This is a genomic window from Clostridium brassicae (assembly GCF_026738875.1).
Taxonomy (GTDB): Bacteria; Bacillota; Clostridia; order Clostridiales; family Clostridiaceae; genus Clostridium_H; species Clostridium_H brassicae.
In genome coordinates this window covers 72,356-88,309 of sequence record NZ_JAPQFJ010000004.1, presented here as the reverse complement: position 1 = coordinate 88,309, position 15,954 = coordinate 72,356, and the positions used below count along the sequence as shown (strand labels likewise).

The following is a 15,954-nucleotide window of genomic DNA, read 5'->3' as shown; positions in this document are numbered from 1 at the left end:
TAGAGGAGGTTATTTTGATAAAATGCAGCTACAGGATAATAATGAAGATATAGTAAAAAGGTGGGAAAAGTTTATTAATAAAAATATATTAGATACAAAAAAGATAAGACATATTATAGCAGAATCATGGAAGCGCAGCAAGAAACATAAAATAAATCCATTTTCAGATGAATTTTCTGTGAAGCTTGAAAAAAATGAGTTATTTAAAAGATGTAAGCAATTTGCATCGCTTTTAAATACTACAAAACCTTTTATGGAAAGTTTATATAAAATAGTAAAGGATACTGAGTTTTTAATTAGGTTAACTGATAGAGAAGGATATGTTTTGGATCATATAGGAAATGAAAGTTTGATTAATATTTATAGTTTTTGTGGGTTATGTGAAGGGTATAGTGTAAAAGAAGAAATTATAGGAACAAATGCTATAGGTATAGTACTTATAACTGGAGAGCCTATTCAGGTCGTAGGAGGAGAACATTATTTAAAAAAATATCATAATTTAACATCATCAGCTTGTCCTATAAGAGATAAAAATGGAGACATATTAGGAGTTTTGAGTATGACAGGAAATTATAGGCTTGTTCATCCTCATACATTGGGCATGGTAGTAGCTGCTGCAGAGGCAATAGAAAAAGAGATTAAATTAGAAGAAAGAAATAAAGAACTTGAAAATATAAGTGAAAAATTTTATCAAATTACTGAGTCTATATCAGAAGGTATAATTAGGGTTGATAGTAGTGGAAATATAGTAAGCATAAACAGATTTGCCAGAAAATTATTACTATTTAAAGAAAAAGATATTATAGGAGAGCATTTTAAGAATATTCTTAGTGTAGGAAATCGACAAGATATAATTAAGAATATAAAAAGTTTTAGAAAGCTTGAGGAAGAAGAAATACACTTTAAAACTCGAACAGGGAAAAAAAAGACATGTATTGCAAACATTACTCCTATTAAAGCACCAAATAATAGAGGACGAGAAGGTATAGTTATAACTTTTAGAGAAGAAAAAAAGATTCATAATTTAGTTAATAAAATAGTTGGAGCTAATGCTAAATTTACGTTTGAAGATATACTTGGAGAGAGTAAGTCTATAAAATCGGCAATAAAGTTATCCTCAATTTCTGCTAAAACTAATACAACAATATTACTTCAAGGAGAAAGTGGAACTGGAAAGGAGATGTTTGCCCAAGCGATACACAATGAAAGTGATAGGAAAGATTTTCCTTTTGTGTTTTTAAATTGTGGGGCAATACCTAGGGAATTAGTTTCAAGTGAATTATTTGGATACGTAGAAGGAGCTTTTACAGGGGCTAAAAGAGGAGGACATCCTGGAAAATTTGAATTGGCCGATGGAGGAACTATATTTTTAGATGAAATAGGGGATATGCCTTTAGACGCTCAGGTAAGTTTGCTTAGGGTATTAGAAGATAGGACTGTTGTAAGAGTAGGAGGGCATGATGTTATTCCAATTGATGTAAGGGTAATTGCCGCTACTAATAAAGACCTGAATAAAGAAGTTGAGCTTGGGAACTTTAGAAGTGATTTGTTTTATAGAATAAATGTTATGACAATTAATACTCCACCTTTAAGGAATAGAGAAGAAGATATTAAAATATTTGTTCAATACTTTTTAGAAAAATTTTGTAAGGATACAGAAAAATATATAAAAGGCATTAGCGAAAGTTTTTACAAAGGTATGGTTAGCTATAGTTGGCCAGGTAATGTTAGAGAACTTCAAAATGTAATGCAAACAGTAGTAAACATGGCAGAACAAAATTCAATATTAAATTATGAAAATATACCATCACATATAACGGGAAAAGAAATACTAGGAGAATTAATACATAAAAAAGAATTAGTTTCTTTAGAAGAAATAGAAAAAAATGCAATTATTCAAACTATAAAAGAGTTAGGCGGAAATGTAGCATCAGCAGCTAAAGTTTTGGGAATAGGAAGAAGTACTATGTATAGAAAGATGAAAAAATATAATATAGATATAATGTAAAGAAAAAAGAAAGTGTATCATAATGAAACTCATGTGCCATTATGATACAAAAAAAATGAAATAATATGTCGCAAGTGTATCATAATGAAACAATTATTAAAAAGGTTGAATATTTTATTCAACCTTTTTCTTGTTTATAGATAAATTTTATAATAAACCAGGGTAAATCAAGGGTTTAAGAGGATGGAAAATAGTAATTATAATTATAAAAAAGTTGGTATGAATCTTGCTAATAAGATTAACATAACTAGAAAAGGAGGTATTGAAAATGACATTTGAAGTTATAATATTATGCTTAATATTTTGGATTATACTATGTGGTAAATTTAATATAGAAGTGTTCATTTTAGGGATTGTAGTGAGTATATTAGTAAGTATTTTAAATGAAAAGCTTTTCGATAAAGCTACAAGAAAAGAGAAATTGTTATTTAAAAATATAAGATTTTGGGTTGAATATATAGTTATTTTGGTAAAAGAAGTAATTATAGCTAATATAAATGTAGCAATGATTGTATTAAGTCCCAATATGGATATTTCGCCTAGTATATTAGAGGTTAAGACAAAATTAAAATCTAATTTTTGTAGAACGGTGTTAGCAAATTCTATTACTTTAACTCCTGGAACTATAACTGTAGATATGGAAAATGATATGTTAAAAATTCATTGTCTTAAAAGAGAATACATAGAAGGCATAGTGAATTCTAAATTTGAAAAAATTCTTTTAAAAATAGAGGAGTGATAGATATGGATAAACTACTTGTATTTGCAATTTTATTTTTAACGGCGACCATTTTTTTATGTATGATTAGAATAGTTAAAGGGCCTAGTGCAGCAGATAGGTTAGTTGCAATAAATGTTGTAGGAACTAAAACAATAATCTTGATTTTAATAGTTTCTTTCATAATAAGAGAGAAATACTTTATTGATGTATCTTTAGTTTATGCTTTAACAAGTTTTATTGCATCCGTTGTTATTGCAAAGAATGTAAGGATATAGGAGGGGATTTTTATGAGGATAGTTATTATGGGAGCATTACTTATGAGTGGACTGTTTTTCTTTATGGTTGGTACTATAGGGGTCTTAAGATTTCCTGATATGTATACAAGAGCTCATGGTGCTGCAAAGTGTGATACTTTGGGAGCTGTGTTATGTTTAATATCGCTAATGATTTATAACGGTTTTAACATAGTTAGTTTAAAACTTTTATTAATTATAGTTTTTATATGGGTTACCAATCCTACAGCAACTCATTTGATAGTAAAAGCAAAATATGGAAATGAGATGAAAGTGAAAAATAAGGAAGGTGTGGATAAAATTGAAAACGTTTAGTATTATAATGCTAATTTTTTTAATTGGGTCTTCTGTAGCTGTTTCTGCCATGAAAAACATGTTATCTGCAATTATTGTTTTTATGATTTATAGTTTGATAATGGCTATATTGTGGGAACAACTTAATGCACCAGATGTGGCAATTACAGAAGCAGCAGTGGGAGCAGGGATTACAACCCTTTTATTTATGCTTACATTAAAAAGAATTAAGGAAGTGAAAAAATGAAGAAAATATTTGCTTGTATACTTTCTATAAGCTTAATTGGTATTTTGTTATTGGGAGTTAATGAGTTGCCTAAGTTTGGAAGCGAAAGCAACCCAGCCAATAATGAAGTTTCAAAATATTATATAGAAAATGCAGTAAAAGATACCGGAGCTACTAATATAGTAACAGGAATTATATTAGATTATCGTGCCTTCGATACTTTTGTAGAAGCCAGTGTTTTATTTATAGCAGCAGTTATAGTGATTATTTTATTAAAAAAAGATAAGAAAGAAAATCAAGATAATAGTTATATTGAATAATTGTAAAAAATTTTAGTTAGGAGGGGCTTATGAAAGATGTAATTTTAAAAGAGATAAGTAAAATAATAATCCCTTTTATACAGATTTTTGGTATATACGTTATTTTTCATGGGCATTTAAGTCCAGGAGGAGGATTTGCTGGGGGAACAATTATAGGCGCTAGTCTTATTTTATACAGATTAGTTTATGGAGGAAAACAAGCTAAACAAAAGCTAGCATATAAAACTTTAATGAATATAATATGTTTTTCTGTATTTTTATATGGAATATTAAAAGGATATAGTTTTATAACAGGAGGTAGCCACATTAATTTGCCACAGCCACCATTAGGTGATCCAGGATATATTTTTAGTGGAGGTTTTTTATTACCTTTAAATATACTTGTAGGTATTATTGTAGCTATATCAATGTACTTTTTTTATTCATTATTTGATGAAGGGGAAATTTAGATGGAGGGTTTATTAAACAATTATTATGAGACAGCAGCAATCATTTTGTTTGGAGTAGGTTTTACAATTCTTTTACTCCATAACAATTTAATTAAAAAAATAATAGGTATGAATATTATGGATACAGCAATTTTTTTATTCTTTATAGCAAAAGGATACATAGAGGGTAAGGAAGCACCAATAATTGTGAATAGTTATAAAGGAGTTAATGCGTATATAAATCCAATTCCAACAGGACTTATGTTAACCGGTATAGTTGTAGGGGTTAGTACCACAGCCTTTGCTTTAGCATTAACTATTAAAATATATGAGAATTATGGAACTATAGAATTAGATGAGATATTAAAAAAGGGAGATGGTTAAATTTTGATTATTAAAAGTTTTCCGCTGATGATAGTGCTCATATTATTTATAACAGCGTTTATAATGCCTATAGTAAATAAAAAAAATATTGTAAAGGGTATAAGTCTTATATCAATGTTTATATCATTAATTTTTTCTATAGCCAATCTTAGAGGAGTATTAATTGGGGGAAAATATTGCTATTCCATAGGACACTTTGATGCACCTTTTGGAATTGAATTTTATATAGGAAATATAGAATCTATAATGGCGGTAATGTTTACTTTTGTGGCTAGTATGGTTATTTGGTATTCCATTTATAGTATAGACAAAGATATAAATGAAAATAGAATTCCTTTATATTATTTGCTTGTAAATATACTTATAGGTTCTTTACTAGGAATTGTATTCACAAATGATATATTTAATGCCTTTGTTTTTATCGAAATAGGAACTTTAGCTTCTTGTGGGATAGTGGTTATAAAAGATAAAAAGGAAAATATAAAGGCAACTTTAAAATACCTTATAATGAGCTGTTTAGGTTCCGGTCTTGTGCTTATGGGAATTGCATTTTTATATTCTATGACAGGACAATTAAATATAACTTATATTCACGAAGTTTTGATAAATAATTATACAAATTACCCTAAGGCGATTGTTGTAACTATCGGATTATTTACAATAGGATTGGGTGTTAAAAGTGCCATGTTTCCTCTTCATAATTGGTTGCCAGATGCTCATTCAAGTGCACCTACGTCATCAAGTGCTCTTCTTTCAGCCCTTGTACTAAAAGCTTTTGCAATATTGTTAATAAAAATTTTGTATAGAGGGTTTGGATTAGAGATTATAGCAGGAAATATGGTTTTGGATATATTACTTATTTTAGGTATTGCAGGAATGGTTATCGGTTCTGTATTTGCTATATTCCAAAGGAATATAAAGAGATTAGTAGCATATTCAACTGTGGCTCAAATGGGATATATATTCTTTGGAATAGGATTAGGAACTGAATTTGGAGTTACATTAGCTGTTTTCCATATGATTGGTCATGCAGTAACCAAATCAGCATTGTTTTTATGTGCAGGGGCAATAATTGAAAAAACAGGACACAAAGAAATTGACAAATTAAGAGGTGTTGGAAAAGAGATGCCTCTAACCTTAGGACTATTCTTTATAGGTTCTTTATCCATGATAGGAATACCTGTACTTCCTGGGTTTGTTAGCAAATGGTATTTATCTTTGTCAAGTATAAGAGCAGGTAAACCAATGCTAATAATTTTTATATTAATAAGTAGTTTGTTAAATGCAGTATATTATTTTCCTATTAGTATAAACGGATTTTTTGGAGAAGAAAATTTAAAGGGTAAAGTATATAAATCTAAAAGAAAGCCACTAAAAGAACTATTGCCAGTAATGATGTTAATTATAGCTATGATTGGAGTAGGAATAGCTTCAAGAAATATAATAGATATTATTAAGCTTGGAATAGGATAAAAGGAGGATTTAATTTGAATAGTGCTGTGATTTTACTCCCAGTTTTTTTCCCTTTTGTTTTATCGATATTAATATCTATTTTTAAATTTGATGAAAGAGGAAGAAATATATTTGCAAGCGCTGGAGTAATTTTTAATTGTATTGTTTTATTTTCTATTTTTTACTATGTAGGTGAGTGTAGTTTTCATTTGTTTAAATTTAATGATTTTCTTGATATATATCTTAAAATAGACAAATTATCAATTCTTTTTTCTATATTAGTATCAGTGTTATGGATATTTACTACTTTTTATTCAATGGAATATATGAAGCATGAAGGAAAGGAAAATAGATTTTTTATATTTTTCACAGCTACTTTAGGAGTTACAATGGGGATTGCTTTTTCAGGAAACTTAATTACATTATATATTTTCTATGAATTACTGACTTTAGCTACTTTTCCATTAGTAATTCATTCTGGTACAAAGCAAGCATTATCTAGTGGTAAAAAATATCTTATATACTCTTTTGGTGGAGCAACATTAGTTTTATTAGGAATGATTCTATGCTTTAGCATAACAAAAAACTTGAATTTTGTTCCAGGTGGAGTATTAGCAGGAGTTTCAGGTGGAAATACAAAGTTATTTCTTGGAATTTACGTAAGTTTATTTTTAGGGTTTGGGGTCAAAGCTGCTTTAGTTCCATTTCACTCATGGTTACCAGAGGCTATGGTAGCTCCCACACCTGTAAGTGCTCTTTTACATGCGGTTGCTGTAGTTAAGTCGGGAGCTTATGCGCTAATAAGAATGAGTTATTTTATAGTTGGGGCTGATGTAATAAGAGTAACAAAAGGGCATATATACATGAGTGTATTAATTGGAGTAACTATTATAATGGGATCGTTTCTAGCTCTTCATCAACAGAACCTAAAGAAAAGGTTAGCTTATTCTACTGTCAGTCAGCTAGGGTATATATTATTGGGAATTGTACTTTTAAACGAAGATGCTTTGGTGGGTGGATTACTTCATTTAATAAATCATGCTGTTATAAAAATAACTTTATTCTTTTGTGTTGGCACAATAATGTATATGACTCATAAGACTGAAATTAGTGAGATAAAGGGTATAGGAAAACAAATGCCTATTACTATGGGATGTTTTGCAATAGCAGCAATTTCTCTTATAGGAATTCCTCCAAGTAATGGGTTTGTGAGCAAGTGGTATTTGGCTTTAGGTGGACTCGTAGAAGGAAAGATATATTTTGCAGCTATACTACTTTTCAGTGCAGTTCTTACAGCATTGTATCTTTTACCTATTGTTACTGTAGCTTTTTTTAAAAAAGAAAATAACGATGTGATAGAGGTAAAGGAAGCACCTATGAAGATGTTGGTGCCTATAGTATCAATAACAGTGATAGTCGTGTTATTAGGGTTATTCCCAAATCCAGTTGTAACTTTTATACAAAAGATAGCAGCTGAGTTGATTTAAAAAGGAGGGATAAAATATGAAGAGTGAAAATTTATTATTATTTATTATACTTTTTCCTATGATAGGAGCTTTTATAGGTCTCGGATTAGGACGAATAAATGAAAAGTATAGGGATGTTTTTAATATTATAATGACAGGTATAGTTTTTGGAGTGGTAACATTTTTATATAAATTTGTACAATCAGGATCAATAGAACTATCTGTACCATATATAATGGGAACAGGGTTACATTTAAAATTAAATATGTTTAGATATATATTTGCTTGGATAACTTCTTTTGTATGGTTTTTAGTTACAATTTATTCAACACAATATTTTATAAATTATAAGAATAGAAATAGGTACTATTTTTTCTTTATACTAACATTTGCAAGTACAATAGGCTTGTTTGTATCAGAAAATATTTTAAATTTATTTACTTTTTTCGAAATAATGTCATTAACTTCTTATCCGTTAATTATTCACGATGAGAGTGAGTATTCTCATGAAGCAGGGAATATTTATATAGTAATGGCAATTAGCGGAGGATTAATTCTTCTGATGGGATTGTTCCTATTGTTTGATTACACTAAAACATTGGATATAAGTCAGCTTAATGTTGCTGTTTCTAATATAGGAAATGTAAAGTATGTGATATCAGCTTTGATTATAATAGGTTTTGGAGTAAAAGCAGGAATGTTTCCTCTTCATATATGGATGCCTAAAGCTCACCCAGCTGCACCTGCACCGGCAAGTGCTATATTGTCTGGAATATTAGTTAAAACAGGTATTTTTGGCATTATTATTATGGTTAATATAATAATGGCTGGAGACATTGTTATATCTGCTATTATATTAGTTATAGGATTTTTGAATATGTTTATAGGTGGATTTTTAGCTATGTTTCAAAGAAACATTAAAAGAATTCTTGCTTATAGTAGTATGAGTCAGATGGGATATATTCTCGTTGGTATTGGACTTGTGGGAATGCTTAAAGAACATGGTGCTATAGCTATTTATGGAAGTTTATACTATGTTATCAATCATGCAATTTTCAAATCGCTTTTATTTATGATAGCTGGGCTTATATATATTGTATTACATGAATTAAGTATAAATGAAATAGGTGGATTTGGAAGAAATAAAAACAGGCTTAAAGTATTATTTTTAATAGGAATGTTTTCTATTATAGGAATGCCTGGTTTTAATGGATATACAGGAAAAACTCTTTTACATGTTGCTCTTTCAGAAGCACATCATATGTATGGAGGATGGTGGTTTACAGTAGCTGAAATTATATTTACAATAAGTAGTGCTTTTACAGTAGCTTATTTATTAAAAATATTTGTAGCTGTATTTGTGGAGAAAAACAATCCTGCTATTGAACAAGTAAAAATAAAATCTAAAGGTATTATATATGTACCTATGGTTATTTTATCAGTAGTGTCTATATTTATAGGTATTATGCCAAATAAAATTTTTAAACTTATTAATAAATCTATAGATGTTTTCCCAAGTCAAGTTTATAAGGAGCCTCATTTCTATTCAGCGTCCCATATAGCTTCAGCATTTCTTATAATATTAATAGGAGTGGGTATTTACTTCCTATTTATAAGAACTTATTTAATGAAAAAACAAGAAGAACATTGGTATTATGAAAATTATGCTTTAAACTGGATTAGTTTAGAAAAAAACATCTATGCACCAGTAGGAAAAGTTATATTTATTGTTTGTTCTATTATATTAAAGATTATTGATAAAGGCCTTATATATTCAATAAATACGTTTAATAAATTATGCAAAGCTTTAACTTTAAGGGAAATCAAGAGAGGAAAGGGCATTAAGGTACAATTGAAACAATGGGTAGAAACAATGGTTGAGTCTAGTATGACTTGTATAAATACAACTCAAAAAAATATAAAAAAACTTACTAATATAGATGAGAAGAATGTACTCAAATCTAATGATATAAGTAATAAAATAAATACTTCTACAACGAACCTTAGAAAAGAAGCTTATAAGCTAGGAGAAAAAATGAATAGTGTAACTTACTCAATATTTGTTTTTGCAGGAGTTCTTGTAGCATGTCTCTTAATTATGATTGTATAAAGTTAAGTTTTTCCTAAAGCGTATTTCTGCTTATAAATTATATAGTAATTAAAAGGAATATAATGCATTATTTTATAAAACATTATATTAGATTATATATTTATTTTTATATGATTTTATTTAAAACTGTTGATAAGTATACACTATCAACAGTTTTTATATTTACTAAAGTTTCAAATAAGTTTTTTATATTAGGAAATTTTTCAATAAATTATTAATGTTAATCATTTTGTATTATAATGGAATTAATATTTAATACATGAGTTAATAAGATAATATATAAACAAATAGTACATTAGTTAAAAAACGGAGGATTTAATCTATGAAATTTAAAAATTTCATAATAGGCGCTGCACTTTTGGGAAGCATAATATTTTCTGTTTGTGCTGCAACTGGAAGGTTAAAAATAGGGAATGATCCTGATACAAAAGCTGCTGAAACTGTAGTTAGAAACTACTTTAAATACGAAAATGAAAAGAACAAAGAAAAGGTTTTATCAACTCTAACAGATAGGTTCAAAAGCCCTAATGTGGTTTGGGGATATGACGATTTAGAAAGTATAAAGCTAATAGGTATACAAGAAGAGATGAATAATAACATCAAAGGGAGTTATTTAAAAGATGGACAGGGTAGTGTAAATGGAACTACTGAGAAAAATCTTAAAGTTTTTAGAGTCACCTATCGTGTTAAATATAAAGAAAATAATAAAAGTGCTCAAGAAAGTGGAAAATATGTTTGGTGGTTTAATGTTATTAGGAAAGATGAAAACTCTCCTTGGCTTATAGATGATTTTGGTGAGTTGTAGATATATTACATTTAAAAACAAATTTTTTAGTATACCTTTTTTGCTTAAAAATTTTATTAAAAAAATAAGGTGTGTAATTTAAAGGGATATATGCTAATTTAAATTGTTTCATAAGGCTATGCCTCAAAGTGTTTTTTTAAAAACATCACTTTGAGGTATAGCTTTTTTATATTGTTGATAAATGAATTTCGCTATAATCAACTCAATAATTTAAAATCTAGATTAGAATTACTAAATAAAATTGTAAAATATAAAAAATAAAATCATTTTAAATATAGTACAAAATTAAAAAAATATTTCAGAAAATTATATCAAATAAAAAATATACAATAAAATGACTCAAAAATTAATTTATGAATAGTAATGATTTCATTAAAATATTAAATGTACATTTTTTTATGTTAACTAGATGTATATAAAAATGAAATTTTAAAAAGGTGAGTATATTATAATAAATTATTTTATGTCATGGAACAATAACAAAGAATAGATAAATTATATTATTTAAAGGAGAAATATATGAGGGACAAAAAGCTTATTTTTGAGGAGTTTAATATACATTTAATGAATGATGAAAAACCTTCAGATTATTTTAATAATTTAATTAAAGAGGGAGAGTTTCCTAAAATATATCCGTTTAATTTGTTAGAGGAATTGAAAGATGTGCCGCAATCGCCTAAACATCATCCAGAAGGGAGTGTTTGGAATCACACTATGATGGTAGTAGATAATGCTGCTGAAAGAAAGACGTTGAGTGAAGAGCCACATGCCTTTATGTGGGCTGCATTTCTTCATGATTTAGGGAAAAAACCTACTACAAAACTTAGAAAAGGAAGAATAACTGCTTATGAACATGATATACAAGGAGAAAAGATAGCAAGAAAGTTTTTAGAAGAACTTACAGGGGAGAAAGAATTTATTGATAAGGTGTGTTATTTAGTAAGATGGCATATGCAAATTCTTTTTGTTGTAAAAGACTTACCTTTTGCTGATGTTAAAAATATGATTTTGCAAGTATCTCCAGACGAAGTTGCATTGCTGTCTTTGTGTGATAGATTAGGTAGGGGAGAAATGACAGAAGAAAAATATAAAGAAGAAGAAGAAAATATTAATAAGTTTTTATATAAAGTTAAGAATTTTAATTGAAAATTCTAGACCATGAAACAAAAAAAGTTTGTTAAATTTAAAGCCTAAAATGTAAAAAAATAGTATATTGACAAGGGGAATTTCATGGTATAACATATCATGTATTGTAAATTGCTAGTATTAATTTTCTTGAAAAAGGTGGTTGAAAATGATAAGGAATCAAAACAGAACTCCATTATTTGACGCTTTAAAAGAATACAATGAAAAAAATGTAGTACCGTTTGATGTACCAGGGCACAAGCATGGTAAAGGTATACCTGAATTTGTAGAATATGTTGGAGAGAGAGTACTAGAGATCGATGTTAATTCTATGAAATGTCTTGATAATATCAGCAATCCAATAACTGTTATTAAGGATGCAGAAGAATTAATGGCAGATGCCTATTGTTCTGATCATGCTTTTTTCCTAGTAAATGGAACATCAGCAGGTGTTCAAGCTATGATTATGAGTGTATGTAAGCCTGGAGATAAGATTATAATGCCTAGAAATGCTCATAAATCAGCTATAAATGGATTAATATTAAGCGGTGCATTACCTGTATATGTTCAACCAGAAGTTAATGATGAGTTGGGTATAGCTATGGGTGTATCAGTAGAAAATATTGAACGTGCTATAGCTGAAAATCCAGATGTAAAGGCAGTATTTCTCATAAATCCAACTTACTATGGAGCAGTGTCGGATTTAAAAAAAATAATTAAAACTGCCCATAAACATGGAATGGTAGTTTTAGTAGATGAGGCACATGGAGCTCATTTTAGATTTCATGAAAATTTACCAAAGGGTGCAATGGAGCTAGGTGCAGATATGGCTGCTGCAAGTCTTCATAAAACAGGAGGATCTCTTACACAAAGTTCAGTTTTACTGTTAAATGAAGGGTTGATTGATAAGAATACAGTTAAAACTATACTAAATTTATCACAAACTACTAGTGCATCTTATCTTTTAATGGCAAGCCTTGATGTAGCAAGAAAGATGCTGGTTATGGATGGAGAAAAGGTTTTGTCTAAAATTTTAGAGCTTACTAGAAAAGCTAGAGAAGAAATAAACAAGATAGATGGATTATATGCTTTTAGTAAAGAGCTTGTTGGAGAAGCTGGTGTATATAATTTTGATGAAACTAAATTAGGTGTGTGTGTTAAGGGATTAGGTATAACCGGCTTTAAAGCTTATGACATTTTAAGGGATGAATATAACATTCAAGTAGAACTTGGAGATGTATTTAATATATTAGCTATAGTAAGTGTTGGAGATAATGAAGATTCTATTAACACTTTAGTGAATGCTTTAAAAGATATGAGTAAAAAGTATAAAGGTAATGAATTTGAATTTGATAAAGTTGCATTAAAGAATCCACAAGTTATAGTTTCTCCTAGAAATGCTTTTTATGCAACAAAAAAGATAGTAAAACTAGATGAAGCAGAGGGGGAAATAAGTGGAGAGTCCATTATGGCATATCCACCAGGAATTCCTATAGTTACTCCGGGAGAAAGAATAAGTAGGGATATTATAGAATATATAAAGTTTTTAAAAAATCAGCATAGCATGCTTACAGATACAGAAGATCCTTATGTTGAGAGGATTAAAGTGTTGGGAACTTAAAAAATGGATATTATAGTAAAATTATAAAATTTCAGAGAAAAATTTTATTTTTACACAAAAAACATAATACAAATCTTTAGAAATCTAGTAAAAAATGAAAAAATTACTAGATTTTTCTTTAAATTTATAAATATTTTTATTAAAAAACAAAAAAATATATTGACAATCTATAAAAAATTAGTATATTTATATATAGTGAATGTTTACTATATACAAACAATAAGTTTACTTATAGTAAACAAAAAACAAAAGTAAACACAAAGTTTACTTTAAGTAAACTAACGATTTTATAAATTTTATGTTTAGAAATAGTAAACAAAATTAAAAATAATGCATATTATACATATTAGGAAACACTTGAAATGACTGGCAATAGCATATAAAAAATATAATAGGATAAACTATTAAAAGGGAGGTTCTAAATGAAAATAGAACAATTAGGAAGACATATTTTAGTTGAATTTTACAACTGTGATAAAGATATATTGAATAATCATGCTTTAATTGAAAAATACATGAATGAAGCAGCAGTAGAAGCTAAAGCTACAATAGTAACCAGTTGTTTTCATATGTTTAATCCGTGGGGAGTTAGTGGAGCTGTTATAATACAAGAATCTCATTTAACAATTCACACATGGCCAGAATATGGTTATGCATCTGTAGATTTATTTACTTGTGGTGATTCAGTAAATCCATGGGTAGCTTTTGATTATCTCAAGGAAAAGCTTCAAGCTGAAAAACATGAAGCATCAGAAGTTGCGAGAGGTCTTGTAGATAGAATAAGACATAATGCACATGAAGACTTAGGCCAAATTAATTATAAGGCAGTATAACAATATTTTTTAGTCCCGGAGGTAATGGTAATGGAATTGTGGTACACTGAAGAACATACAGATAATGTGAGATTCTCTACCAAGGTAAAGAAGCACATTTACTCTGAAAAAAGCGATTTTCAACAAATAGATGTTTTTGAAACTGAAGAGTTTGGTAGACTTCTTACAATAGACGGACTTGTTATGGTAACCCAAAAGGATGAATTTATATATCATGATATGATAACTCATGTTGCTATGGCAACTAACCCAGAAATCAAAAGTGTTCTAGTAATTGGAGCGGGAGATGGAGGAACAGTAAGGGAATTAACAAGATATAGTACTATAGAGAAAATAGATATGGTTGAGATAGATGAAGTTGTTGTTAAAGCTTCAAAGCAGTATCTTCCTTTTACAGCATCAAAACTAGATGATCCTAGGGTAAATTTATATTTTGAAGATGGAATAAAGTTTGTACAAGGAAAAGATAATATGTATGATCTTATACTAGTGGATTCAACTGATCCAATAGGACCAGGAGAAGGTCTTTTTACAACAGAGTTTTACACAAATTGTTATAGAGCACTTACGGAAAAAGGAATCCTGGTAAACCAAAATGAAAGTCCTTATTATTCTCAGAATGCTAGAGAGATGAGAAGAGCACATAATAAAATTAGTAAAATATTTCCTATAGCGAAGGCGTATCAGTACCATATGCCAACCTATCCATCAGGACATTGGCTATTTGGATTTGCTTCAAAGGCATTAGATCCAATAAAAGATTTAGATGCTGAAAGATGGAATAACTTAGGCATAAAGACTAAATATTATAACACAGACATTCATGTAGGAGCATTTGCCTTACCTACTTATGTTAAGGAGATGTTGAAAAATGAAAACATCTAAAAATGTATCAACTTTTATGGGATTTGACAATGAATATGAGGAGTCAAGCATAATTGTTTTTGGAAGCCCTTTTGATGGAACAACTTCTTTTAGACCAGGAACTAGATTTGCACCTAATATAATGAGAAATGAATCTTATGGGCTTGAAACATATAGTCCTTATTTAGATAAAGATTTGGAATGTGTAAATGTGTTTGATGCAGGAGATTTAGAGTTTCCTTTTGGAAATACAGAAAAAGTTCTAAATTTAATTTATGAGTTTGCATCAGAAATTGTAAGAGATGATAAAACACCCGTTATGATAGGAGGAGAACATCTCGTATCTCTACCTGCTATTAATGCTGTGTATGAAAAGTATAATCATATGTATCTAATTCATTTTGATGCTCATACTGATCTTAGAGAAGATTATATGGGAGAAAAATTATCTCATGCATCAGTTATAAAAAGGGTTTGGGATTTCCTTGGAGACAATAAAATATATCAATTTGGAATAAGATCAGGAGAGAAAACGGAATTTGAATGGGCCAAAGAGCATACGAATTTAACAAAGTTTTCTTGTGATGGACTAGCAGAAGCAGTTAAAGAAATAGGCAATAGCCCGGTATATATAACTATAGATTTAGATGTTTTAGATCCCTCTATTTTTTCAGGAACAGGTACACCTGAGCCAGGTGGAATAACTTTTAAGGAAATGGTGGAGGCTATAAATCTTATGAAGGATTTAAATATTGTAGGTGCTGATATTGTTGAATTATCTCCACAGTACGATACAAGTGGGGTATCAAATGCAGTTGCTTGTAAGATATTAAGAGAATTGGTGTTAGCAATATCAAAATAAAGATAATAAAAAATGCTATCTAAAAAGGTAGCATTTTTGTTTTTAGTTAAATTTTTAAATTTTAAACACTTATGTTTATTTATTTTTATTTCTAATTTCAGTAAAATATCCAAAGCAGACAATAAAAATAACTACAAGTAAC

Annotated in this window: 17 protein-coding genes; all 17 read left to right on the top strand. The window is 28.8% G+C overall.

Going from position 1 to position 15,954, the window contains the following annotated elements; translation table 11 throughout:
- The first annotated feature begins 22 nt into the window (after positions 1-22).
- The 17 genes from OW729_RS05580 (at position 23) to speB (ending at position 15,812) form a co-directional block, all read left to right on the top strand.
- Entirely contained in the window at positions 23-2,008 is a 1,986-nt protein-coding gene (locus OW729_RS05580) for a sigma-54-dependent Fis family transcriptional regulator (protein WP_268060489.1), read from the top strand.
- A gap of 268 nt (positions 2,009-2,276) precedes the next feature.
- On the top strand, positions 2,277-2,747 hold the full coding sequence (locus tag OW729_RS05575; RefSeq protein ID WP_268060488.1) for a Na+/H+ antiporter subunit E: 471 nt from the start codon (positions 2,277-2,279) through the stop codon (positions 2,745-2,747).
- A gap of 5 nt (positions 2,748-2,752) precedes the next feature.
- Complete coding sequence (locus OW729_RS05570) at positions 2,753-3,004, top strand: monovalent cation/H+ antiporter complex subunit F (RefSeq protein WP_268060487.1); 252 nt, start codon at positions 2,753-2,755, stop codon at positions 3,002-3,004.
- A 12-nt stretch (positions 3,005-3,016) separates the two neighbouring features.
- Complete coding sequence (mnhG, locus tag OW729_RS05565) at positions 3,017-3,337, top strand: monovalent cation/H(+) antiporter subunit G (protein ID WP_268060486.1); 321 nt, start codon at positions 3,017-3,019, stop codon at positions 3,335-3,337.
- Entirely contained in the window at positions 3,324-3,563 is a 240-nt protein-coding gene (locus OW729_RS05560) for a hydrogenase subunit MbhD domain-containing protein (RefSeq protein WP_268060485.1), read from the top strand. The genes mnhG and OW729_RS05560 overlap by 14 nt, the downstream gene beginning before the upstream one ends.
- Positions 3,560-3,862, top strand: coding sequence for a hydrogen gas-evolving membrane-bound hydrogenase subunit E (gene mbhE / locus OW729_RS05555; protein ID WP_268060484.1), 303 nt, complete (start codon positions 3,560-3,562; stop codon positions 3,860-3,862). Before OW729_RS05560 ends, mbhE begins: the two co-directional genes overlap by 4 nt.
- A 29-nt stretch (positions 3,863-3,891) precedes the next feature.
- Entirely contained in the window at positions 3,892-4,311 is a 420-nt protein-coding gene (locus tag OW729_RS05550) for an MnhB domain-containing protein (protein ID WP_268060483.1), read from the top strand.
- Positions 4,312-4,674 (top strand): sodium:proton antiporter, encoded by a 363-nt coding sequence (locus OW729_RS05545; protein ID WP_268060482.1) that lies wholly within the window; start codon positions 4,312-4,314, stop codon positions 4,672-4,674.
- Positions 4,675-4,677: 3 nt separating this feature from the next.
- On the top strand, positions 4,678-6,147 hold the full coding sequence (locus OW729_RS05540) for a complex I subunit 5 family protein (protein ID WP_268060481.1): 1,470 nt from the start codon (positions 4,678-4,680) through the stop codon (positions 6,145-6,147).
- A 14-nt stretch (positions 6,148-6,161) separates the two neighbouring features.
- The gene (locus tag OW729_RS05535) at positions 6,162-7,613 is read left to right on the top strand and encodes a monovalent cation/H+ antiporter subunit D family protein (RefSeq protein WP_268060480.1); all 1,452 of its coding nucleotides are present in this window, start codon (positions 6,162-6,164) and stop codon (positions 7,611-7,613) included.
- Between the two features lie 16 nt (positions 7,614-7,629).
- The gene (locus tag OW729_RS05530; RefSeq protein ID WP_268060479.1) at positions 7,630-9,702 is read left to right on the top strand and encodes a complex I subunit 5 family protein; all 2,073 of its coding nucleotides are present in this window, start codon (positions 7,630-7,632) and stop codon (positions 9,700-9,702) included.
- Between the two features lie 322 nt (positions 9,703-10,024).
- Positions 10,025-10,507 (top strand): DUF4829 domain-containing protein, encoded by a 483-nt coding sequence (locus OW729_RS05525; RefSeq protein ID WP_268060478.1) that lies wholly within the window; start codon positions 10,025-10,027, stop codon positions 10,505-10,507.
- A gap of 519 nt (positions 10,508-11,026) precedes the next feature.
- A complete protein-coding gene (locus OW729_RS05520) occupies positions 11,027-11,653 on the top strand; it encodes an HDIG domain-containing metalloprotein (RefSeq protein ID WP_268060477.1) in 627 nt (208 codons plus the stop codon).
- A 142-nt stretch (positions 11,654-11,795) separates the two neighbouring features.
- Positions 11,796-13,253, top strand: coding sequence for an aminotransferase class I/II-fold pyridoxal phosphate-dependent enzyme (locus OW729_RS05515; RefSeq protein WP_407647642.1), 1,458 nt, complete (start codon positions 11,796-11,798; stop codon positions 13,251-13,253).
- 428 nt (positions 13,254-13,681) lie between these two features.
- Positions 13,682-14,086, top strand: coding sequence for an adenosylmethionine decarboxylase (gene speD / locus OW729_RS05510; protein WP_268060628.1), 405 nt, complete (start codon positions 13,682-13,684; stop codon positions 14,084-14,086).
- A gap of 30 nt (positions 14,087-14,116) precedes the next feature.
- Positions 14,117-14,971 carry a polyamine aminopropyltransferase gene (gene speE, locus OW729_RS05505; RefSeq protein WP_268060475.1) on the top strand — a complete coding sequence of 285 codons (855 nt, stop codon included), beginning with the start codon at positions 14,117-14,119 and terminating at the stop codon, positions 14,969-14,971.
- Positions 14,958-15,812 (top strand): agmatinase, encoded by an 855-nt coding sequence (gene speB, locus OW729_RS05500; RefSeq protein ID WP_268060474.1) that lies wholly within the window; start codon positions 14,958-14,960, stop codon positions 15,810-15,812. The genes speE and speB overlap by 14 nt, the downstream gene beginning before the upstream one ends.
- Positions 15,813-15,954: the final 142 nt, after the last annotated feature.